Raw genomic sequence first — 22,588 nt, 5'->3', positions numbered from 1 at the left:
CGGCCGAACGTGCCGAAGACCGGACCTACCGTCCCGGTGACCATCCCTCCGGCGCCTATCCGGCGGCCCATGACCCGTCGGCCGGAGAGCCCTCACATGAATCGCGACCTGCGGATGATCCCTCGCTGCGGACATTCCGCCGCTGGTAGCTGCCTGCTGCGGCGGTCCGGTTGGCCTGCGGGCCGGTGGTCCTGCGGTCCGGTTGTCCTGCGGTCCGGTTGCCCGATGGGCTCGCACATTGGGGGTGACTGTGTGCTTCTGGCGTCGCGGGTCGCGGCGCCAGGGGTCCACGTTGCCGGTGCGTGGTCGTGTGACGTCGTCATGGCGACGGCCGGCGCACACACTGTAGCTGTGTGTGCGCCGGCCGTCGCTAGGTCCGCGGAAAGGGTCAGATGCGCGGGATCAGGGTCTTCGCCACCGCCTTGGCGTGGGACAGGTTCTTGGCGTCGGAGGCGCCGCGGGAGTAGACGTCGATCTGGACGGTTCCGTACAGGACGTAGAGGTGGCCCGAGTGGGCGAAGGCGTCCTCGCCCACGCCGCTGACCGGCTCGGCCTGGTCGACGGTGACCTGGAAGTCCTCAGCGGTGGTGCGGCTCAGGAAGACGGCGAGCTGGCCGCCGGACTGCTGCCACTGGCAGTAGCGGGTGACGTCGCCGGCCGCGCCACCGTCCTCGTCGATCTGGGTGATCTCACGGTCGGTCAGGTCGACGACCTCGGCCTTCGACAGCAGAGTGCACGGGTCCGGGATGTCCCCGGAGTCCTTGACCGAGTCGGACTTCGACGACGAGCCGGACGAGCCGGCCGAGTCGGACGAGTCCGTGGTGGGCGCCGGGGTGGCCTTCTTGGCCGGCGTCGTGGAGGTGATTTCGGGAGCGCCACCGGAGGCTGCGCTGCCGATCGCGCCGCATCCGCCGGTGAACGCGACGGCAACGACGGCGGTCAGGGCGACGAGGCGGTGCTTCATGGGATCTCTCCTTGGAGAAGGAAGTAGGCGTCTGCCTGTGCTGAGAACGATGCGCCCACCCGCCAAAGAAACCCCAAAGACTCACCCGAGCAGGGCCGCGACCACCTCCGAAAGGGTTAACGCGTTCGCCTCGCGGTAGATGGCGGCGACTTCACCCGTACCCAATCCTGATCTTGCATTGGCCTCGGCCGACTCCTTGTCGGAGACCTCGTCGGGGGTGAAACTGGGGGCGCCGAGGGCTGCGCGCTCGCGTTCGGCGACGGCGAGCAGGCGCAGGCCACCGGCCGCGTCGCCGTCGAGGATGTCCAGCTGAGCGAGCCCTTCGACGGCGTCGAGCTGACCTTCGGTGATGCTCAGCTCGGTGTAGATCGCCAGTGCCTCTAGCATCGCCGACCGCGCGGGAGCGAGCCGTCCGCGACGCCGGTCGGTGGTCGACAGGTTGGTCAGCGCGGCCGCCTCGCCTCGCCGGTCGCCGAGCTCCCGGAACCCGGCCAGCGCCCGCGTGAACAACGGCTCGGCCTCGTCGAGGCGGCCCATGCAGCGCAGCGTCCCGGCGGTGTTGTTGGACGCGGCCGCCAGCATCCGCGCGTCCGACGCCTCCTCGGCCGCGGCGATCGCGGCCTGCCCGAACTCCAGCGACGCCGGATAGTCCTCCTGCGCCTGAGCCGTGATCAGCAGGTTGTTGAGCGCGGCGAGCTCCCCGGTCCGGTCGCCGGCCTCACGGAACGTGGTCAGGCACTGTTCGCCGAGCTTGCGCGCCTGGGCGAGATCACCGGAGTTGCGGGCCAGCGCGGCGGCAGCCCGCAATGCCCGGCCACGCAGACCCGGCGGAGCCGCGGGAGCCGCGTCGAGGGCCCGGCCGAGCCACTCGCGGCCCTCGATCATCCGGCCCGCGACCCACCAGTACCACCACATTCCGGACGCGACCGCCAGCCCGCGTTCCGGATCACCGTCGCGCAACGACCAGTCGATCGCGGCGACGATCGTGTCGTGATCAGCGGCGATACCGCTCAGCCAGGCGGCGTGCTGCGGCCCGTCCGTCGGCGGCGGCACGGCGAGACGGCGCTCCAGGAAATCCACGAGCCGGTCGTACGCCCGAACGCGCTCGGTGGCGTCGAGGCGCTCCCGGGCGTAAGCGCGGATCGTCTCGATCAGCCGGTAGCGGCCGTCGCGCCACTCGACCATGGAGCGGTCGACGAGCTGGGTGAGCGGGTCGAGCGGGTCGTCGCCGTACACCTCGGCCACGACCGTCAGATCGAAGCCGCCCGCGAACACCCCGAGCAGTCGCAGCAACCGCTGCTGGGGGAGGTCGAGCAGGTCGTACCCCCAATCGATGGCCGCCCGCATGGTCTGGTGCCGGGCCACCGGCGAGTTGCCGGTGAGCAGGTCGAGCCGCCGGTCCAGCCGGGACATGATCTCGGTTACCGCCAGCGCCCGCAGCCGGGCGGCCGCCAGCTCGATCGCCAGGGGCAGACCGTCCAGCCGCCGGCACAGCTCGGCCGCCACCGCCTGCTCGGCCGGGGTCAGCCCGGCGCCGCCGCGGGCCGCCGCGACCCGGTCGGCGAACAGCCGCACCGCGTCGGAGTGCGGATCGGACGCCCCCGGCCCGGGCGTGGCCAGCCCGCCCAGCGTGAAGATCACCTCGCCGGGCAGGCCGAGCTGCTCCCGGCTCGTCGCGACGAGCCGCAGGCCCGGGCAGCCCGCCAGCAGGGCGTGCGCCAGCTCGGCCGCCGCATCGCGAACGTGCTCGCAGTTGTCCAGGATCAGCAGCACCCGGCCGCTGAGCTGCCCGATCACCGTCTCCAGCACCGGCACGCCGGGCTCCTCGCGGATACCGGTGGCCGCCGCCAGCCGGGCACCGAGCGGGCCGTCGCGGTGCTCGGCCAACTCGACGATGTGCACCGAGTCGTAGTCGGCGGCGGCCTCGCGAGCCACCTCCAGGCTGATCCGGGTCTTGCCGGCACCGCCCGGCCCGACCACGCTGACCAGGCGCGACGTACCGATCAGGTCGAGAAGCCGGTCGAGTTCGGCGCGGCGGCCGATGAACCGGTTGCGCTGCGCGGGCAGTCCCGGCACCGGCCGGTCCAGGATCGGGTCCTGGCGTCGCACAGCCTCGGCGAGAGCGTCCAGCTCTCCGCCCGGCCGTGCTCCGAGTTCCTTCAAAGCCCTGGTGGTACGGGTGAACGCGCCCAGTGCGTCGCCGGCTCGCCCCGACCGGTACAGAGCCAGCATGAGCAACCGCGCCAGGCCCTCGCCGGCCGGTTGCTCCGCAGACCAGCCGGCCAGCTGCACCGCCGCCGTCACATGCCGTCCCTCCTCCAGCTCCCGTTCGGCCCAGCGCAGCCGGGTCGCCAGCCGCAGCTCGTGCAGGCGGGCCGCGTCCGCGGCCACCGACGGCCCGGCCGTCACACCCTCGTAGGCGTTGCCACGCCACAGCACGAGCGGCCCGCCCTGCTCGAACTCGGTCGCGTCGAACCCCACGCCGGTCAGGTCCAGCTGATAGCCGCCGGGCGCGGTCCGCATCCGGTCACCGACAGCCTTGCGCAACGCGGACACGTGCATCTGCAGGGTGGCGTTCGCGGTCGACGGGGCGCCGTCCGGCCACAACTCGGTGAGCAGGCGTTCCACCGTGACCGGGCGGCCACGGGCGGCCAGCAGCACGGCCAGCAGAGTCCGCGGTTTCGGCGGCAGCGTGACCTCACCCGCGTCGCCGGTCACCCGGACCGGGCCCAGCACCTCGAACCGCAGCACCCGCCACATGCTACGGACCGATTCAGCCCACCGGAACGACCTCGACCGGGTAGAGATCGGTGCGGGCGATCGCGGCGTCCCGGTCGGCGGCCAGGGCCGCCCGGCGTGGGTCGGCCAGGAACCCCTCGTAGCCGGTCTGCGTGGCGAACTCGATCAGCTGCGTCTCGTCGGGCGAGCCGTCCCCGGCACCGGGGCGGGTCCGGGCGCGTGCCAGGAGCCGGCCGTCGTGGTCGCCGAGCAGGGCCAGCACCTTGTCCTCGTAGGCGGTCAGCGCCTCGGTGGTACCGGGGTGGGCCCACAGCAGTACGCACAGCTGGATCTTCATGGCCCGTACCCTAAACGGGGGGTCCGACAAAGAACCGTCACCGAGCCGGGAACGCGTGCTCGCGTCCGGCGAACGGATGTCATACCCGGGCGCTACCTTTCGGGCCGAGTTCACCGGGTGGTCCAGACGGGGGTAGCCGACATGCGTGAATCAGAGGACGCCTTCGTCCCGCCGGCGGCGTGGGCGCGGCACCTGCATCCGCGGCGCGGCGGCGCATCGGGCGAGCCGTTCGTGGCCGATCCGGACGCCCGCGCCAAGACCGACCGGATCCTGATCGAGCAGCCGGGCGGGGTGTTCGGGGTGCTCCACTCGGACGCGACCGACGCGGCGGTGCGGGTGGCCGCGGGGCGCTGGCTGGCCGGCGAGCCCGGCGCTCCACCGGCCGGTGCCGCCGCCGTGGCCGTGATCAAGCTGGCCGCCCGCGCCTCCGGCCCCGCCCGCATCGCTTTCGCCGACATGTGGATCAGCGAGCGTGGATTGCGTTTCGCGGTGCTCGCCGCGGCCGAGTTGTCGTCACTCGTGTGGCACGACGCCGGCATCCGGTTTCTGCTACCCGGTGAGAAACGTGCGGGCCGGTGGTCGGAACTGCTGATCCTGCTGCGGGTGCGAGCCGCGCTCGCGGTCGCGTCGCAGGACGAGTTCGAAGCAGCCGTCGGCCCTCTGGAGGCCTATCGGGCCGCACACGCGTACGCCCGGGCCGGGTGCTCGGTGCTCGTGCCACGGCGGGACTGGGTCGAGGCCGACGTCGCGGAGACGGTGGCCGATGCCGACGGGTGCCGGGCGCTGATGCTGCTTCACGCGGCCCGGACGGCGGAGCAGGCCGCCGCGCTCGCCAGGCTTCCCGACCCGTGGCACCTGCTGGAGGACGACGGCCTGGTGGCGACGCTTGTCGACGGCGTGGGACCGGCCGTCGCGCCGACCCTGTTCCACTGGTTCGACCAGGGGCTTGCGGGCTACATCGGCGCCGGCGCCGAGCGCTGGCTGCTGTCCGTCCTGGCCGCGCTGCCGGGCGACGACGTGATCCACGGGCTGCTTGCCCGTTCCGGCTCTCGGGACGTCCGGGCGGCGCTGCTCGAGGCCACCCGGCGGTTCCCGGCCCGTGCCATGCGGATCCTCGCCGAGGAGCCCGCCACCCACCTGCTGCGTCCTCACGTGCTCCTTCACCTCGACCTCGCCGGCCAGGTGATCCCCGGGCTCAGCCCTGAGGCCGCCGCCAGGGTCCAGGGTCTCGTCGGCTACGCGAACGGGGTGACCGCCGCGCCGGCGTCCGCCGTGCCGCCGGTGCTCGCCGACCCGCCCTGGCAGGGCCGGCGCAGGGCCGTGAAACCGCCCGTGGTCGCCGGTCTGACCTGCACCGACGCGGCGACCGTGAGCTGGCGTCCGGGCGAGCGTGAGGAGTGGGCCGGCACCCCCGGTCATCACCACCGCCCACCCACGGTCGGCTGGGACGAACTGGCTCGGCACGTGGCCGAGGGCAGCTGCGACCGGCGGGACCCCGGACTGCTGTTCAGCCGGGGCCCTGAGGAGCTCGCCCGTCCGGCGCTCCTGCGCTGGCTGCCGGTGAACAGCTGGGACGCGCCGGCGTCACTGCGGATCGCGGCGTCCCGTTTCGGGACCGGCGCGCTGCCGGCCCTGATCAAGCTTGCCGAGGACACACCCGCGGAGTTCGGTGAGCTGCTGTCGCCCTTCGCCTCGCCGGACGTGGCCGTGCTGATGGCCGACTGGCTGGCACGGCTCAAGTCGATGCGGCGGCTCGCCCACCGCTGGCTGCTGCGGCACCCGGGCGAGGCCGCCCGCGCGCTGATCCCGGCCGCCCTCGGCAAGGCCGGTACAGCCCGGCGGCAGGCCGAGCGGGCGCTGCTCCTGCTGCACGCCAACGGCCACGCCGAGCGGGTGCGGTCGGCCGCCGCCGCTTACGGGCCCGAGGCCGCCGCCGGGATCGAGACGCTGCTCGACACCGATCCGCTGACCGTTCTGCCGGCCCGGATGCCGGCGGTTCCGGCCTGGGTGGCGCCCGTGCTGCTGCCCCGGGTACGGCTGCGCGACGGCTCCGGGCCGTTGCCCGCCGAGGCCGTGCTCAACCTGGTCACCATGCTGATCATCTCGCGACCCGGCGAGCCCTATGCGGGGCTGGGGATCGTCCGGGAGGCGGTCGAGCCGGCTGACCTGGCCGAATTCGCCTGGGGCCTGTTCGAGCTGTGGGAGACGGCCGGCGCGGGCGCCAAGGAGAGCTGGGCGTTCGAGGCACTCGCCCTGCTCGGCGACGGCGGGACCGCGCGCCGCCTGACACCGCTGATCCTCACCTGGCCCGGCCAGGGACGGAACGCACTTGCGGTCGCCGCGCTCGGCGTGCTGGCCGGTATCGGCACCGACGAGGCACTTCTGTACCTGCACCGGATCTCGCAGCGGGCGAAGTCGGCGAACCTGCGCCGTGCCGCGGCCATACGCATCTCCGAGGTCGCCGACGGGCTCGGCCTCAGTGCGGAGCAACTGGCCGACCGGCTGGTGCCCGGCTTCGGCCTGGGCTCCGACGGGAGCCTGCTGCTCGACTACGGTCTGCGGCGGTTCGTCGTCGGGTTCGACGAACAGCTGCGGCCGTTCGTCACCGGCCCCGACGGCAAGCGGCTGAAAGCGCTGCCCAAACCGGGTGCCCGCGATGACGCCGAGACGGCCGAAGACGCGTACCGGCGGTTCACCGTCCTCAAGAAGGACGTCCGCACGGTCGCCGCCGAACAGGTCCGCCGGCTGGAGCGGGCCATGGTCGACGGCCGTCGCTGGACGGGTGCCGAGTTCCGGCGGATGTTCGTGGACCATCCGCTCCTGTGGCACATCGCCCGCCGTCTCGTGTGGGCCCGCTTCGACGCCGGTGGGAGGCCGGTGGGGGCGCTGCGCATCGCCGAGGACCGTAGCCTCGCGACCGTCGACGACGAACTAGCGGTGGTCGCCGACGACGACGTCCTCGGCATCGCGCATCCACTGCAGCTCGGCGAGGATCTGCCCGGCTGGGCCGAGGTGTTCGCCGAATACGAGCTGCTGCAGCCGTTCCCGCAGCTGGAACGGTCCACCTTCGCCCTCGGCGAGGACGAGCGGCCGGCGACCCATCTGAAACGCTTCGAGGGCGTCACCGTGACGACGGCCAGCGTGCTGCTGCTCGACCGGCGCGGCTGGCGTCGTGACGAGCCGGGACAGGGCGGCGTTCAGGCGTTGTTCGAACGGGTCGCCGGCCGGGGTCAGGTCCTCACGGTTCACCTTGATCCGGGGATCGTGGGGCAGGTCGGGTTCCATGCCGAGCAGATGCTGGCGTCGGTATACCTGCACGACGGCACCGCGAGTCACTGGGCCCAGACGGCCCGCCAGGAACTGCCGCTGGGTGATCTCGAACCGGTCATCGCCTCGGAGATCCTGCGCGATCTGACCGACGTCGTCGCCGCCGGCTAGGGCCTGAATCGACGTGGGAGACGGGCTCCGGCGCACATCCGGACGACACCTGGACCTCGCCTCGCTCCGACCCCCACTCCGATTCAGGCTCTAGGCGGCGCTGGTGGCGCGGTCGGTCACCACGCGTCCGCGACCGGTGTGTTTGCCCTCGTAAAGGAGGCGATCGGCGTGTTCGAGCAGTTCCTGGGCGGTCTGCCGGCCGTCCCACGGGGTCAGCCCGGCAGAGAACGTCTGGCCGTTTGGGGTGAGCGCCTGCAACCGTTCCATCAGCAGCGCCGCCTCGGCGACGGTCCGGCCGGTCAGCAGCACACAGAACTCCTCACCGCCGTACCGGGCCAGCAGATCTCCGTCACGCAGACCGGTGGACCAGGCCGTGGCCGCGCCGCTGAGCAGGTCGTCACCGGCCCGGTGCCCGTGCGTGTCGTTGAACCGCTTGAAGTGATCGAGATCCAGCAGTGCCACCACCAGCGGTTCGCCGGTGCGGGCGGCCCGCGCCATGGCGCCGGCCAGGGCGTCGTCCCAGCGGCGGCGGTTCGCGACACCGGTCAGCGGATCCTGGTTGACCAGGACCGACAGCCGGCGGGCCTGATGCTCCACCCGTATCACGAGACCGGCCATCCGAGCGCTCACCAGCAGGAACAACACGATCGAGCCGACGCCGAGGGGCAGCCAGTTCTGGGCGATCCGGCCGGTCGCACCCTGGTAGATACTCACCGCGGGGGCCAGCAGGATCGCGACCGTCAGCAGCGCCAGGCGCGGGCGTACGAACGCCGGAGGGTGCTCCAGTGGCACGGTGAGCTGCCGCATCGACGGGTGCAGCGTCGCCGCCGCGACGAACGCGTTACCCAGCACCAGCGCCGTGTCGGCGAGGTCACCCGGCCGGAACGGCATCGTCATGATCAGCACGTCGGAGAAGCCGGTCAGGGCCAGCGCGCCCAGCAGCAGCCGATAACTGACCGTCCGTGCGCCGGGCGTGGTGACCAGCAGCGAGATCAGCATGAACAGGGCGATGTCGCCGGCCGCGATCACCAGCTGCGTCCACGGCAGCGCGACCTCCTCGGCGATCAGTGCCCAGAACAGCAGAGCCAGGCTCGTCGCCACGATGCCGGCGTCGATGCCGGCAGTCCGGTCGTGCGAGCGGACCCGCCCCCGGATCAGGCCGATCAGGGCGTGGCAGAGCAGTGGATAACCGACGAGCAGCAGCAGCGTGCTGAGGTGTGTCCACGGCGCACCGAGCGTGGTCCGGTCGATCACCGTGCCGATCAGCCACACGCCGAGCCCGGCTGCGAACGTGTACCAGGTCGACGGCTGGTCCGGCCGGTAACGGCGGATCGCGGCCAGCACGATCGTGATGCAGGTCAGGCCGTCGACGGCATAGGCGATGGGATGCCACCAGCCGCCGGCGGGCAGCATCGCGTACACGCCGGCGGCCACGGCACCGAGCACGAGGCAGAGCTGCCACCCCGGGATCGCGCGTCGTTTCGGCACGCCCGCCCATCGGCGGCCACCCGGGCCACCTGAGGGAAGGCGGGCGTGATCGCTCTCGCTGAGGCGCCGGTCGGGACGGTTCTCAACGCCGCCGGACTCGAACCGGAACGTGGTCAGCCCGCGAAGCAGGCGTCGACCACGGCGGGGTCCATCTCCGCCAGGGTAGAAGGCTGCCAGCGCGGGCGCCGGTCCTTGTCGATGATCTGTGCACGGATGCCTTCGGCCAGGTCGGGCAGTCGTAGGAGGGCTGCCGACAGGCGGTACTCCTGGTCGAGTGCCTCTTGGAGGCCGGGCAGCCGGGACGCGGATCGCACCGAGCGCAATGCCACGACCAGCGACGTGGGTGACTTGGTGGCGACCTCCTTGGCCGCGGCCTGCGCGTCCGGCGACGGATGCCGGGCGAGGCGGTCGATGATCGCCTCGACGTCGTCGCCCGCGTAGCACTCGTCGATCCACGTGCGGGCCGCGTCCAGAACGCCCGGTGGCGGCTTCACCGCGAGCGACGCCGCCACCTGTCCGGCGCGCGACTCGGTGGCGGCGTCACGACCGGCCGGAAGTGCCGTGCCGTCGCAGGCGGTTGGTGCTGGCGATTTTGTACCGGTCAGGGCCTTGACGAGGTCCGAGAGACGGTCGGCGGCCATGAAGTGGTCGGCCAGACCGGCGGTGATCGCGTCGGCCGCGCCGATGCTCCCGCCGGTGAGGGCGAGGTGGGTGCCGATCTCGCCCGGCGCGTGGGCGAGCAGCCACGATCCGCCCACGTCCGGATGGAAGCCGATGCCGACCTCCGGCATGGCGAGACGGGACCGCTCGGTCACGATGCGGACCGACGCATGCGCGGAGACGCCGATGCCGCCACCCATGACCAGTCCGTCCATCCAGGTGACGATCGGCTTCGGGTAGGTGGCGATGTCGGCGTTGAGCCGGTACTCCTCGGCCCAGAAGTCCAGTGATCCCGTGCCGCCGGACACGGCATCCGCGTGCATGGCCCGCAGGTCGCCGCCGGCACAGAGACCGCGCGGTCCGGCTCCGTCGATCAGAACCGTGTGCACGGTGTCCGACTCTGCCCAGTCCGCCAGCGTACGGCGAAGGATGCCGACCATCTCGGCGGTCAATGCGTTGATCGCGGCCGGCCGGTTGAGGGTCAGCCGGCCGAGGCCGTCGGTCACCCGGGCGATCACGGGCGGTTCACTCACGCTGATCCTCCCGACGGTTCCGCGGCGGATGCGGCGGCTCCGGGCACTCTACGGCCCACCGGCAATCTTGCCGGTTCGAGCTGCGACGCGGCGGGAAGGTGCCCCGGAAAGGACGACGCCGCGGTGGCTGAGCACGGTCCGGTCGTATCCATGATTCGCAGAATGTAGTCAAAGCCTGCCGGATTCGTGCGCCCGCTATAGCCTGGCGACGGCGGAATGTGAAGCGGCGGACTGTGAGGACCGGGGTGCCCGACCGCGTGGCGTTGAGTGCTGTGCACGAGGCCGCGATCGAGCATGCCTATCGATTGATCGAGACGGCGCAGGGACACAACGACCCGGCCGCGGTCGACCGGGCCGAGCGGGAGGCGACGGCGCACGGCTGGACGGACGTCCGCCTGCTGATCCACATGACCCGGTCGCTGGCCTGCCTGGAGGACGGCCTCGACGACACCGCGCACGTCGAGGCGATGGTCGACGGGGCGGTGGTGCTCGGCGACCCGGCGATGCTGGCTCTCGCGGTGGCGCTCAAGGCGTTGCGCTGCGCGGGCCGCCGGCGGACCGCGACGACGGGGGAGTCGGCTGCATCGCTTCTGGTACAGGCGGTGGTGCTGCTCGACGAGGCGGACCGGACGGTGCCGGTGGTGCACCGGGCGGCGGCGCTGATCGAGGTCGCCTGCGTGGCCCACGAGCTGGGCTTCTGGGAGCTCGCCCTGGAGTACTACGAGCTGACCGAGAAGACCCTCGCCGAGCCGGGGGATCGCTGGGGGGAGACGATCCGCCGGCAGGCACGGGTCGTGTCGATCAACTCGTTCGACCTGGCACTGGACTGGGCCAGCTGCCTGGTGGCGATCGGCGAGTGGGACGCGGCGGCCGGCCGGGCGGGCACGGCGCTGGTCACCGGTGATCCGACTGACGCGGACTGGCCGCCGGTCTGGGTCGAGGAGGTGCACGGGATGCGGCATCTGCTGTCCGCGATCGCCGGAGGGATCCGCACGCCGGCCGAGGGCCGCGTCGCCGCGCTGGGCGGGGCGATCGCGGCGGCCCGCGCCGGTGACGCCGAGCTGGCGGCGGCGCTGGCCGAGGAGGCCGGCGAGGACCTGGGCGTTCCGGTGCCGACCGGGACCAAGCTGCTGCGCATGTGCATCGCGGCGAAAGGGCCGGGGGCGAACAAGGCCGCCATCCGGTACGGCGACGAACTGGCCACCCTGCGCTGGAACGACCGCCTGGACCGGATGTCCGGCATGCGCGACGCCATCGCCGTGGAGCGCCGCCGCCGCGACCACGAGCAGCTGCGTAAGGAACTCGTGGTGGACGAGCTGACCGGTCTGGCGAACCGGCGCGGCTACCAGGCTTACCTGGCGGCGCTCGACGAGCACCGGGGAAGCAGGCCGGGCGAGATCGACGACCGGGGCGACGAGTCGGCGTACGCCGTCATGATGATCGACGTCGATCACTTCAAGGCTGTCAACGACGGGTTCGGTCACGACGTCGGTGACCTGGTGCTGGCCCGCCTCGGGCAGATCCTCGCGGTGCACGTACGCCAGATCGACCTGGCGGCCCGGCTCGGCGGTGACGAGTTCGTGGTGATCCTCGCGGACGTGCACACCGGTGTCCCCGCGGCGCGGGCGCAGCAGATCCTCGACGCTGTCCGGTCGCATCCCTGGGACGAGCTGGCGGCCGGGCTGACGGTGTCGGTGAGCATCGGCGTGCATCACGGCAGCCGGGGCGAGCTGCCGTCGCTGCTGTCCGACGCCGACCGCAGTCTCTACCAGGCGAAGCACGACGGCCGCGGCCGCGTGTGGGCAAATTGACCAGCCTTCGACGGTACCGACCAGTAGATCTGAGCAATCTGCCCGGCAGAAAACGCGCTTGTTGTGCAGTGACCCGCGTCTCGTAAAGCTGGGGGCATCAGCAGGGCCTGAAGGGAGCACCGATGTCCGTCAACGACACGCTGACCAGCGAGGAACGACTCGCGGAGCTTGATCTCGACACCCTCAAGCAGCTCGTGGGTCTGGTCGAGTACGACTCCGCCGGTGACCCGTTCCCCGTCACCGGATGGGACGCGATCGTGTGGGCGGTCGGCAACGCGACCCAGACCGCGCACTTCTTCCGCTCCGCGTTCGGGATGGAGCTGATCGCCTACTCCGGCCCGGAGACCGGCAACCGCGACCACATGTCGTACGTGCTGAAGAGCGGCGCCATCAGGTTCGTCATCAACGGTGGCGTGGACCCGGACAGCCCGGTCATCGCGCACCACGCCGTGCACGGCGACGGCATCACCGACATCGCCCTGACCGTCCCGGACGTGGACAAGTGCATCGAGCACGCCCGCGCCCAGGGCGCCAAGATCCTCACCGAGCCGCACGACGTCTCCGACGAGTACGGCACGGTCCGGATCGCCGCGATCGCCGCCTACGGCGACACCCGGCACACCCTGGTCAACCGGGATCACTACACGGGTCCGTACCTGCCCGGCTATGTCGCCCGGACCACGACGCACCAGAAGCGTCCCGGCGCCCCGAAGCGGATCTTCCAGGCTCTGGACCACATCGTCGGCAACGTCGAGCTCGGCGCCATGGACGAGTGGGTCGACTTCTACAACCGGGTCATGGGCTTCACGAACATGGCCGAGTTCATCGGCGACGACATCGCGACCGACTACTCGGCGCTGATGAGCAAGGTCGTCGCGTCCGGCAACCACCGGGTCAAGTTCCCGCTCAACGAGCCGGCGATCGGCAAGAAGAAGTCCCAGATCGACGAGTACCTGGAGTTCTACCGCGGGCCCGGCGCGCAGCACCTGGCGCTGGCCACCAACGACATCCTGCGGGCCGTCGACGCGCTGGTCGAGGAGGGTGTCGAGTTCCTGGCGACGCCGGACTCCTACTACTCCGACCCGGAGCTGCGCGCCCGGATCGGCGAGGTCAGGGTGCCGATCGAGGAGCTGCAGAAGCGCGGCATCCTGGTCGACCGCGACGAGGACGGCTATCTGCTGCAGATCTTCACCAAGCCGATCGGTGACCGGCCTACCGTGTTCTTCGAGCTGATCGAGCGGCACGGGTCGCTCGGGTTCGGCAAGGGCAACTTCAAGGCCCTGTTCGAGGCCATCGAACGGGAACAGGCCAAGCGCGGGAATTTCTGATGGCTCACTACCAGACGGCGGGGAGCGTGCCGCCGAAGCGGCACACCCAGCACCGGGCTCCGGACGGGAAGCTGTACTACGAGGAGCTGATGGGGGAGGAGGGCTTCTCCTCCGACTCGTCGCTGCTCTATCACCGGCACGTGCCGTCGGCGGTCGCCGGCGCCCGGATCTGGCAGCTGCCCGACCAGACGACCGAGGCCAACCAGCCGCTGCTGCCCCGGCACCTGCGTCTGCACGAGCTCTTCGACGGTGAGGAGTGGAAGTCGTGCGACGCGGTCCGGGACCGGCGGCTGATCCTCGGCAACGCCGACGTGCGGATCGGGTACGTCGTGGCGGGCACCGCCTCGCCGCTGTACCGCAACGCGACCGGTGACGAGTGCGTCTACGTCGAGGCCGGGGCCGGCACGGTCGAGACCGTCTTCGGCGACCTCGAAGTGGGACACGGCGACTACGTGATCCTGCCCCGGGCCACGACGCACCGGTGGGTGCCGTCCGGGGACGCGCCGCTGCGGCTCTACACGATCGAGGCGAACAGCCACATCGCGCCGCCGAAGCGCTACCTGTCGCGGTACGGGCAGTTCCTCGAACACTCGCCGTACTGCGAACGCGATCTGCGTACACCCGGCGCCCCTCATGTCGTCGAAGGGGAGAACGTCGAGCTCTACATCAAGCATCGGGGCGACGGGCCGGGCGGACTGGCCGGGACCGTGCACCTCCTGCCGCACCACCCGTTCGACGTGGTCGGCTGGGACGGATGCCTGTACCCGTACGCGTTCAACATCGCCGACTTCGAGCCGATCACCGGGCGCGTCCACCAGCCGCCGCCGGTGCACCAGGTCTTCGAAGCCAACAACTTCGTGATCTGCAACTTCGTGCCCCGCAAGGTCGACTACCACCCGCTCGCCGTGCCGGTGCCGTACTACCACTCGAACGTCGACAGCGACGAGGTCATGTTCTACGTCGGTGGCGACTACGAGGCCCGTAAGGGCTCCGGCATCAACGTCGGATCGGTGTCGCTGCACCCCGGCGGGCACTCGCACGGGCCGCAGCCGGGCGCCATCGAGGGCAGCCTCGGCGCGGAACGGTTCGACGAGCTGGCGGTCATGGTCGACACGTTCCGGCCGCTCGGGCTCGGCGAGGCCGGGCGCGTCTGCGACGACGGCGTCTACGCCTGGACCTGGGCGCGGAACTCGTGAACCCGTTGTTCGCGGGGCTCTTCGACGACGCGGCGATCTTCCCGCCGGGCAACACACCGATGGACGTGGCCGTTTCTGCCCACCGGGAGCGGCAGGGTTCGCCGCTCGTCGGGCCGTTCGTCTGCTCGCTCGCACGTTTCGGCGATCTGGCCGGGGCAGCGGCCGGCGGGCCCGTCGTGAAGGTCTCGCTGGTGCTTCCCGGGCCGGTTTCCGAGATCCCGGCCGCTGACGGTCTGGACGTCGTGGCGCTGGAGGGCCCATCGCTCACCGCCCACGGCACCCTTCCCGTATATACCGAAATCTCCTGCCGGGAGATCACCGCGGCACGCGTCGCGGTTCTGCGGGAGTCCGGGTTGCGATTGAAGATCAGGACCGGTGGCGTACGGGCGGACGCGTTCCCGGACGAGTCGGAACTGGCCGGTGCCCTCTGGGCGGCGGTGCGCGGCGGCCTCGCGTTCAAACTGACCGCCGGCCTGCACGACCCGATCCGCCACCGCGACCCGGTGACCGGTTTCGAGCACCACGGTTTCCTCAACGTGCTGCTCGCGACCGCCCGTGCCCTGCAGGGTTACGAGATCGAGCGGGCGCTGGCCGACCAGGACGGCGAACGTGTGGCGGCGGCCGTCGCCGCGATCGACGAGGTCCTGGTCAAGGCGGTCCGGCACCACTTCATCAGCTTCGGCACGTGCAGCATCGACGAGCCGGTCGCCGGCCTGCGACAGTTCCGACTCCTGGAGGATCCGCGTTGACCTGGCTCGACATCCCGGCCGGCCACCCGTTCGGCATCACGACCCTGCCCTACGGCGTGTTCAGCACCGCCGCCGACGCGCACCCGCGTGCCGGTGTCGCGATCGGTGAGCATGTCATCGACCTCCCGGCCGCGGTCCGCCGGCTCGCGCCGGAGCTGGCCGCCGCCGTCGCCGGGCCGAACCTGGACGCGCTGCTCGCCTCCGGACCGGGCGTCTGGCAGGCGCTGCGCGCGCAGGTGACCACGTGGTTGACCGACGAGGTGTACCGCGACCTGCTCTCCGGCCACCTGGTTCCGGCCGCCGACGCGATCATGCACCTGCCGTTCACGGTCGCCGACTACGTCGACTTCTACGCCTCCGAACAGCACGCCACCAACCTGGGGAAGATGTTCCGGCCCGGCCAGGACCCGCTCACCCCGAACTGGAAGCACCTGCCGATCGGCTACCACGGCCGCGCCGGGACCGTCGTCGTCTCCGGCACGGAGGTGGCCCGCCCGTCCGGCCAGCGGCGCACCCCCGACGGCGAGATCACCTTCGGCGCGTCGCAGCGGCTCGACATCGAGGCAGAGCTCGGCTACGTCGTCGGCACGCCCTCCCGGCTCGGCGAACCGGTCGCGCTCGACGCGTTCCCCGATCACGTGTTCGGGGTGTGCCTGGTCAACGACTGGTCCGCGCGGGACATCCAGGCCTGGGAGTACGTTCCACTCGGCCCGTTCCTCGGCAAGAGCTTCGCCACCTCGATCTCGCCGTGGATCGTGCCCCTGGCGGCGCTCGGCCACGCCCGCGTGTCGCCGCCGGAGCGGACCGTGCCGCTGCTGCCGTACCTCGACGACGAGAAGGCGCAGCCGTGGGGCCTCGACGTCCGCTTCGAGATCCGGCTCAACGGACACGTCGTGTCGAACCCGTCGTTCACCGGCATGTACTGGACCGGCGCGCAGATGCTCGCGCACATGACGATCAACGGCGCGTCCCTGCGTACCGGCGACCTGTTCGCCTCCGGCACCGTCAGCGGCGGCTCACCCGGCTGCCTCATCGAGCTGACCTGGAACGGACAACAGCCGCTGACCCTGCCCGACGGGTCGGAACGCACCTTCCTCGCGGACGGGGACGAAGTGGTGATCACCGCGACTGCGCCAGGTCCGAACGGGACAGTCGTCGGGCTCGGTGAGGTGCGCGGCCGGATCCGATCAGCTTCTGTCGGATAGACGATCAGATCAATGCCGTCCCGGGTTGATCCGTCCCGGCCCGGTTCCCGTGTCATGTCGCGGAGGTGGGCAGCTCCGCCCACCCGAGCAGGCAGGGGAAGCTCATGCTCACGAACCGTTCCCGTATCCGTACGCTCGCGGCCGCCGGAATCGCCACGGCGGCCACCGCGGTCGTCACCGTCACCGGCGCAGCGCCGGCGCAGGCCGGGGTGCACGAGGACAGCCGCCCCGGCGCACGGCCGGTGTCCGTCCCGCTGATCCCGGCGGAGATCAAGCCGCCGAAGGGGTCCAAGCTGGTCGGCGCCTACATCGTCACGAGCGGCACGCAGACGTACACGTGTGTGGTGCCCGCCGGGGCCACCACCGGAGCGTTCACCGGCGGCTCGGTGCCGGAGGCGCAGCTCATCGGCACCGGCGGCCGCATCCATCACTTCGGCGGCCCGAGCTGGCAGTCGGTCCGCGACGGCTCCCTGGTGACCGCGTCCCGGGCCGCGGGCTCTCCGGTCGACGGCGCCATCCCGGAGCTGCTGCTGAAGGTCGAGACCCACTCCGGCAAGGGCGTCCTGAGCCGCGCCGACTTCATCAACCGTCTGCGCACGTCCGGCGGCGTGGCCCCGACCGGCAGCTGCACCGCGGGCCAGACCGCATCGGTGCCGTACGGCTCGATCTACGTCTTCTGGGACGCCCCCGCGGCCTGATCCACCCGCCACCGCCGTCCCCAGCAGCCCGCCGATCCAGCCGGCCGACGTCCCTTCCACGATTACGGGACGTCCGTCGCCGCCCCGGCGGGCTGTTGGCTGGACAGCCACATCGGCCCGCCGACAGTCCGGCAGCCTGGCCGGGCTGGCGGGTTGGCCGGGCTGGCGGCTTGGCCGGACCGGCGGCTTGGCGGGGCTGGCGGGTTTGTCGGACCGGCGGCTTGAACGGACTGCAGCTTGGCCGGGCTGACACTCTGATCGGGTCGGTTGCTTGCTGGCCGGGCTGACACTCTGATCGGGTCGGTAGCCTGCTGGCTGGGCTGACGGTCTGTTCGCCCCGGCAATGCTGCCAGACATCCAGAGGCTTGACGGGACGCCCGCCGCCCGATCGATCGGCACTCCGATCGGATGCTCCGCAGACTGGATCGGACATCCACTGACCTGACTGACGGCATCCGGACGCCGGGCCACGATGCCGGGAGTCTCCGCCAGCCGTGGCCCTCCACCCCACGATGCCGGGAGTCTCGGCCAGCCGTGGCCCTCCACCCCACGACGCCGGGCCACGATGCCCGGAGTCTCCGCCAGCCGTGGCCCTCCACCTCACGACGCCATGGCCGCCGATGCCCCGGCATGCCGCAGACGGTCCGGCCCGGCGTTCTCGAGACAGTCCGACCTTGCGTTCTCGAGACAGTCCCGCAAGCACGACCGGCACCGATGAACGCCTGATGGCGGATCGGCCAATTCGCAGGACGCGAATCTTTGCAGCCCCCGGCATTCCCGGATTCGAGGAGGCTTGGAGCATGACGCGGACCGGGCGACGGAAGAAAGATTGGTCACAAGAAACATGCTGTCAACGAGCCGATCATCCAAATAATGGCAGATGCTATAAGCATGAATCAACTCTTACCGGCTGCAGTAACGTCTTTAACCGCGCGGTGCTCGACGCGAACCAGAACATTCTCGCCGGTCTCGAGTGCAACCATGACCACCGCCTCACGACGACCACATAATCCAAGAAACCCGCCAAATTACGAGCGGCCTCGGAAACCATTCCGCAAACGCACCGGTGGCGCGAGGCGAAGGTTGAGAGGCGGCGCGTGATGTGGACGCAGAGTATGCCCGCCGGGAGGGTATGGCCCGGCGGCACCACCGGAACGACACGCGATACAGCTACCCGGCATGTCACCCGCGATATCGACGCAGTGTCTGCTGGCTGAAGCACGGCACTCCCGATCCGCAGTGCGGGCGGTACGTGTGCTGCTCGGGCTGCGGGAGTCCGAGGCCGTTGCAGGTGGCTGGGATGCGTGGGATGCGTGGGGTGTGCTGCGGGCGGCCTGCGTGTTGGGTGGGCTGGGTGGGTCTGGGGCCGCGGCGCGGGTGTGTGTGCTGCTCGGGCTGGGGGTCCGAGGCCGCGTTGCAGGTGGCTGGGATGCGTGGGTGCCCGGGTGCGCTGCGGGAGGCCTGCGTGCTGGCTCGAGTGCGGGAGTCTGGGGCGTCGGCGTCGGCGTCGGCGTCGGCGGTGTGTGTGCTGGTGGGGGTGTAGGCGCCTGGGGCGGTGGCGCGGGCGGTGTGTGTGCTGGTGGGGGTGTAGGCGCCTGGGGCGGCGGCGTAGGCGGTGTGTGTGCTGGTGGGGGTGTAGGCGCCTGGGGCGGCGGCGCGGGCGGTGTGTGTGCTGGTGGGGGTGCGGGCGTTCGGGGGTGCGGTGCCGATGACGTGTGTGCTGACTGCGGTGCGAGTGTGGGTGAATGCGGGTCAGCGGACCGCGTGGACCTCGTGTGTGATGTCTCAGCCGCGGTGATTGTCGGCCGTGGGCCTGCGGCCGAAGGCGATGTGGCCGGTGTGGCTGTGCGCGCCTGACCCTCGCCGGCGGAACCGGAAGCCCCGCCGTGCCTATTGCGGCGAAGCTTTTCCGCATGGCGTCGCCGCAAGCCCCAGGCGCGATGTCTCTCATGCTCCCGGCGGAATTCATCGCGGGCAGGAGAATAGCCGCGAGAAATGGTCCGGTCGCGCATCGACGCAATCTCGGACCTGCTGAATAACGATGCCTGGCCCATAACGAAATTCTTCCCCATCCGCATCGCGAACTGTAAGCGGATGATCATGCCAACCTCGACCCCGAGTTCCGGGAAATCGGACCCAGAAGGGAGTCGACGGCCGTTTGCTCTCAAGCAGTTTGTTCGTCCGAGTTCCAACGGTGCCCGGCGAGGCTTGGTCGAATTCGACGTTGGGAACGCAGTCGTCGATCCTGTGTGACTCCCACCTGCCGCTCACCGCGGCGCGGAGCGGCTCGGGAAGTGGTGCGGCTGGGGAAGTGGTGCGGCTGGGGAAGTGGTGCGGCTGGGGAAGTGGTGCGGCTGGGGAAGTGGTGCGGCTGGGGAAGTGGTGCGGCTGGGGAAGTGGTGCGGCTGGGGAAGTGGTGCGGCTGGGGAAGTGGTGCGGCTGGGGAAGTGGTGCGGCTGGGGAAGTGGAGCGGCTCGGGAAGTGGAGCGGCTCGGGAAGTGGAGCGGCTCGGGAAGAGGAATTGTCCAATAAGCAAGGTATGTCAAGACCAAAGCAGCATCGTCTTCCGGCCGCACCACGTCGCAGCGTGGTGGTCTGTGCCCACCGGCGCCGCGGGTCGCCACACTGCCGCAGGACACCGCCCGGCGGGCCGGTCGGTGGGCCGGTCGGTGGGCCGCTCCGGGGCGGGCTGTCAGGGGCGCAGTACGTGGTACTCCTCGCTGTCGAACCGGAGCGTCACCCGGGGCACGTGGAAGCTGAACGGCTCGGCGTCCCCGACGATCGCCCTCGCCGAACGGGATCGGACCGAGCCGGCCAGTGGGTGGCAGTCGGCGGGGGTGAGGCCGAGCCGGATCTCCTGGCGGGTGATCCTGCGGTGCCACGGCTGCACCGACAGCGCACGGTCCTGGTGCACCACGTATCTCAGCATGTCCTGGTAGGTCCCGAAGGCGGACCGCCACGGGCCGCCTGCCGGCTCCGGCGCGAACGTCAGCACCGCGTCGGCGTCGGGAGCGCTGCCGATTCCGGGGTCCAGCCGCAGCCGCACGGTGGCCTCGTCCGCCCGCTCCACGGCGGCGCGGCGCAGAAGGTGCATGGGCAACGCCTCACAGAACAGCCGTCCGCCGAGGGCGTGGGCCGCACGGTCCACGGCGGTGGTGACGAAGTGCACGCCGTCGTGGCCGGTGTGCGGATCGTGGACGTAGATGCGCCAGTTGGTCTGCACGGGTGACGGCAGGATTCTCCTGAGCCGTCCCAGAATCGGCGGGCCGAGATGTCCGTGGCGGTAGGTGAGGAAGGTGAAGACGGCCTGTTCACCGTCCGGACCGATCCGCTGCAGTCGCAGGCCCTCCGGCACGAGCGGGAGCAAACGGGCGGCCGGCACGAGGTAGTTGACGTACACCACGTCGGTGATGTCACTGACCATCGGCGGAACGGGAAGCGCCTCGGCCGCGGCCCGGGCGGCCCGGCTGTTGGCGAGCGCCTGCAGAGGTCTGGCCGCCAAGCTGTCGGCGAGCGCCTGCAGAGGTCTGGCCGCCAAGCTGTCGGCGAGCGCCTGCAGAGGTCCGGCCGTCGGGCTGTCGGCGAGCGCCTGCAGGGGTCCGGCCGCCGGGCTGCCGGGATGCACCCAGTCGGCGTACCGTCCGTGTGCCGTCCGTGGCCGTCTCCGGCGTAGCAACACCTCGGCAGTCACGGCGAGTCCCACCACACCGGCCGCGGCCGCCGTCCTGCGTACTCTCACCGGCAGATTGTCCTTCAGTACCGCAACCTCAGGACTGGGATCGCACCGGGACGGTGGGGCCGCCGAGAGCGCGGACACGGGTGACGAGGGCGGCGGTGAACGGCTGCTGCGAGAACCGGCCCCAGCCGCCGCTGTGGCGGTGGGCGCGGACCTCCAGGAACAGGCAGGCGCGCAGCACGTCGATGTCGTCGCCGGGGTCGCCGGTGCGTTCCCACCGGTCGCGGGTCCGCTCGTGCAGCTCGGACAGGTCGGGGTGCAGGCGGTAGCCGTCGTAGGTGTGGGCGAACTCGATGAACTCCTGCTCGCCGGCGTCGGCAGCCGGGACCCGTACCCGATCCATGTTTTGCACTTTAAAGGCCGGGCGAGGCCTGAGCCCCGCCCGGCGCTCGAATCACTGCTGGGCGCCGCTCCAGACGAACGTCCTGGCCGGTACGGCCGCCGCGCTCGCGAAGTTCGCGTTGACGGTGGACGCCTCACGCGTGTTCGGGTTCGGGTTGGTGCAGCTCACCGGCGCGCTGCTGCCGGACATCAGGTCGGTGCACAGCCCGGTCCGCCGGTCCGGCAGGCCGAGCAGGTGACCGAACTCGTGCGCGGCGATCCGCGGCTGGTAGTAGCCCTGGTTGACGGCCTGCCGGCCCATGTACCACGAGCCGTTGCCCAGTGAGCTGGTGTAGGCGCGCGGCCAGCCGTTGTCGGCGTACACCCGGATGTTGGGGGTCCGGCCGGCGGTGACCGGCTGCAGGCGCACGTTGGTGACGCGGCTGTTCCAGATCTGGGCGCCCTGGTCCACGACGGACTTGAACTCCTGCGCCTGGCTGGCGTCGTAGTAAAGGATGCGCGGCGCGGCGGTGGCGGGCGCGGCGGTGACCGCTTGCACGCCTCCGAGCGCCAGCACGGCGAAGACGGCCGCCGCGATCTTGCGGATCAGCATGGCTTCCTCCGGGGAACGGGGGTAGGGACAACCCTTTATATCGAGAAATGTCGATGACTGCGGCATATCGGTTGAGCCCTCTGCCTCACGTGATGCCACAGAAGACGATCAAGCGGGTACGGTGCCCCGGTGGAAACCCAGATGCCGCCGCCACAGTGGAACGGCAAGACCAACGGCTTCTCGATCGCGTCGCTGTCGCTCGCCCTGCTCTGCCTCGGCGGAGGCATTCTCAGCATCGTGTTCGGGATCATCGGCCTCGTGCAGAGCCGCCGCAACGGCGACAAGCGCGGCAAGGTCTTCGCGATCGCCGGCCTGACCATCAGCGGACTCGTCCTGGCCGTCATCGTGGGTGCCATCGTCGTCGCGGTGGTCCGCGACGCCGCCGACGGGCCGGACCGCGACGCGAACGGCGCCATCCGCGGCGAGCGCTCCATCTCACTGCGGGAGCTGCAGGCCGGCGACTGTGCGAAGGACCTTGAGGAGCAGACCGGCAACTACATCGACGTGCTGCCCTGCACGTCGCCGCACAGCAGCGAGGTGGTCGGCGTCTTCGACCTGCCGGCGGACACAGCCGACAAGGCCGCCGCCGCGGACGCCGGCTGCGAGCAGCGGTTCGAGCAGTACGCCGGGAAGAAGCGGGAGGTCGGCGACCCCTTCATCGTCTTCACCGCCCGTCTGGAGGAGATCGGCGTGACCGGCGATCCCGGCGTGCTCTGCTTCGCCCATCAGGTCACCGGCACCGTCACCGGTTCGGTCAAGCGCTAGATTCGGC

Annotated in this window: 16 protein-coding genes; 8 read left to right on the top strand and 8 right to left on the bottom strand. The window is 71.0% G+C overall.

Annotated features, from left to right (window positions below; all coding sequences use genetic code 11):
* Nucleotides 1-388 precede the first annotated feature (388 nt).
* The 3 genes from CLV67_RS52190 to CLV67_RS35125 form a co-directional block, all read right to left on the bottom strand.
* Nucleotides 389-964 (bottom strand): hypothetical protein, encoded by a 576-nt coding sequence (locus tag CLV67_RS52190; RefSeq protein ID WP_170154111.1) that lies wholly within the window; start codon nucleotides 962-964, stop codon nucleotides 389-391.
* An 81-nt stretch (nucleotides 965-1,045) separates the two neighbouring features.
* Nucleotides 1,046-3,715, bottom strand: coding sequence for an ATP-binding protein (locus CLV67_RS35130; protein WP_170154110.1), 2,670 nt, complete (start codon nucleotides 3,713-3,715; stop codon nucleotides 1,046-1,048).
* Between the two features lie 22 nt (nucleotides 3,716-3,737).
* Nucleotides 3,738-4,040, bottom strand: a complete 303-nt coding sequence (locus CLV67_RS35125; protein ID WP_106326292.1) for a DUF1330 domain-containing protein — start codon at nucleotides 4,038-4,040, stop codon at nucleotides 3,738-3,740.
* A 141-nt stretch (nucleotides 4,041-4,181) separates the two neighbouring features.
* On the opposite strand from CLV67_RS35125, the gene CLV67_RS35120 reads away from it, so the two are divergent.
* Complete coding sequence (locus CLV67_RS35120; protein ID WP_106326290.1) at nucleotides 4,182-7,478, top strand: DUF4132 domain-containing protein; 3,297 nt, start codon at nucleotides 4,182-4,184, stop codon at nucleotides 7,476-7,478.
* A 90-nt stretch (nucleotides 7,479-7,568) separates the two neighbouring features.
* Here CLV67_RS35120 and CLV67_RS35115 read toward each other — a convergent pair whose 3' ends face one another.
* Together CLV67_RS35115 and CLV67_RS35110 are read right to left on the bottom strand one after the other, a co-directional pair.
* Nucleotides 7,569-8,966, bottom strand: a complete 1,398-nt coding sequence (locus CLV67_RS35115) for a GGDEF domain-containing protein (RefSeq protein ID WP_106326288.1) — start codon at nucleotides 8,964-8,966, stop codon at nucleotides 7,569-7,571.
* 113 nt (nucleotides 8,967-9,079) lie between these two features.
* On the bottom strand, nucleotides 9,080-10,159 hold the full coding sequence (locus CLV67_RS35110; RefSeq protein WP_106326286.1) for an enoyl-CoA hydratase/isomerase family protein: 1,080 nt from the start codon (nucleotides 10,157-10,159) through the stop codon (nucleotides 9,080-9,082).
* 257 nt (nucleotides 10,160-10,416) lie between these two features.
* Here CLV67_RS35110 and CLV67_RS35105 point away from each other — a divergent pair, with 257 nt between their 5' ends.
* The 6 genes from CLV67_RS35105 (at nucleotide 10,417) to CLV67_RS35080 (ending at nucleotide 17,146) form a co-directional block, all read left to right on the top strand.
* Nucleotides 10,417-11,970, top strand: a complete 1,554-nt coding sequence (locus tag CLV67_RS35105; RefSeq protein ID WP_146169409.1) for a sensor domain-containing diguanylate cyclase — start codon at nucleotides 10,417-10,419, stop codon at nucleotides 11,968-11,970.
* Between the two features lie 122 nt (nucleotides 11,971-12,092).
* Nucleotides 12,093-13,298: a 4-hydroxyphenylpyruvate dioxygenase gene (gene hppD, locus CLV67_RS35100; RefSeq protein ID WP_106326281.1), complete on the top strand. Its 1,206-nt coding sequence runs from the start codon at nucleotides 12,093-12,095 to the stop codon at nucleotides 13,296-13,298.
* Entirely contained in the window at nucleotides 13,298-14,494 is a 1,197-nt protein-coding gene (locus tag CLV67_RS35095) for a homogentisate 1,2-dioxygenase (protein WP_106326279.1), read from the top strand. The genes hppD and CLV67_RS35095 overlap by 1 nt, the downstream gene beginning before the upstream one ends.
* On the top strand, nucleotides 14,491-15,243 hold the full coding sequence (locus CLV67_RS35090; RefSeq protein WP_106326277.1) for a hypothetical protein: 753 nt from the start codon (nucleotides 14,491-14,493) through the stop codon (nucleotides 15,241-15,243). Before CLV67_RS35095 ends, CLV67_RS35090 begins: the two co-directional genes overlap by 4 nt.
* Nucleotides 15,240-16,448, top strand: a complete 1,209-nt coding sequence (fahA, locus tag CLV67_RS35085; RefSeq protein ID WP_106326275.1) for a fumarylacetoacetase — start codon at nucleotides 15,240-15,242, stop codon at nucleotides 16,446-16,448. The genes CLV67_RS35090 and fahA overlap by 4 nt, the downstream gene beginning before the upstream one ends.
* 104 nt (nucleotides 16,449-16,552) lie before the next feature.
* On the top strand, nucleotides 16,553-17,146 hold the full coding sequence (locus CLV67_RS35080) for a DUF3455 domain-containing protein (protein WP_106326273.1): 594 nt from the start codon (nucleotides 16,553-16,555) through the stop codon (nucleotides 17,144-17,146).
* Nucleotides 17,147-19,838: 2,692 nt separating this feature from the next.
* On the opposite strand, the gene CLV67_RS35070 is transcribed toward CLV67_RS35080, so the two are convergent.
* The 3 genes from CLV67_RS35070 to CLV67_RS35060 are packed head-to-tail and all read right to left on the bottom strand — an operon-like array spanning nucleotide 19,839 to nucleotide 21,816.
* Nucleotides 19,839-20,885 (bottom strand): DUF2071 domain-containing protein, encoded by a 1,047-nt coding sequence (locus CLV67_RS35070; RefSeq protein ID WP_146169408.1) that lies wholly within the window; start codon nucleotides 20,883-20,885, stop codon nucleotides 19,839-19,841.
* A 28-nt stretch (nucleotides 20,886-20,913) separates the two neighbouring features.
* Nucleotides 20,914-21,225, bottom strand: coding sequence for a hypothetical protein (locus CLV67_RS35065; protein WP_106326269.1), 312 nt, complete (start codon nucleotides 21,223-21,225; stop codon nucleotides 20,914-20,916).
* 51 nt (nucleotides 21,226-21,276) lie between these two features.
* Nucleotides 21,277-21,816, bottom strand: a complete 540-nt coding sequence (locus CLV67_RS35060; RefSeq protein WP_106326267.1) for a snapalysin family zinc-dependent metalloprotease — start codon at nucleotides 21,814-21,816, stop codon at nucleotides 21,277-21,279.
* A 129-nt stretch (nucleotides 21,817-21,945) separates the two neighbouring features.
* Here CLV67_RS35060 and CLV67_RS35055 point away from each other — a divergent pair, with 129 nt between their 5' ends.
* Entirely contained in the window at nucleotides 21,946-22,581 is a 636-nt protein-coding gene (locus CLV67_RS35055) for a DUF4190 domain-containing protein (RefSeq protein WP_146169407.1), read from the top strand.
* Nucleotides 22,582-22,588: the final 7 nt, after the last annotated feature.

This window comes from Actinoplanes italicus (genome assembly GCF_003001815.1).
Lineage (GTDB): Bacteria > Actinomycetota > Actinomycetes > Mycobacteriales > Micromonosporaceae > Actinoplanes > Actinoplanes italicus.
The sequence above is the reverse complement of the archived record's forward strand: the minus strand, read 5'-3'. Positions and strand labels throughout refer to the sequence as shown.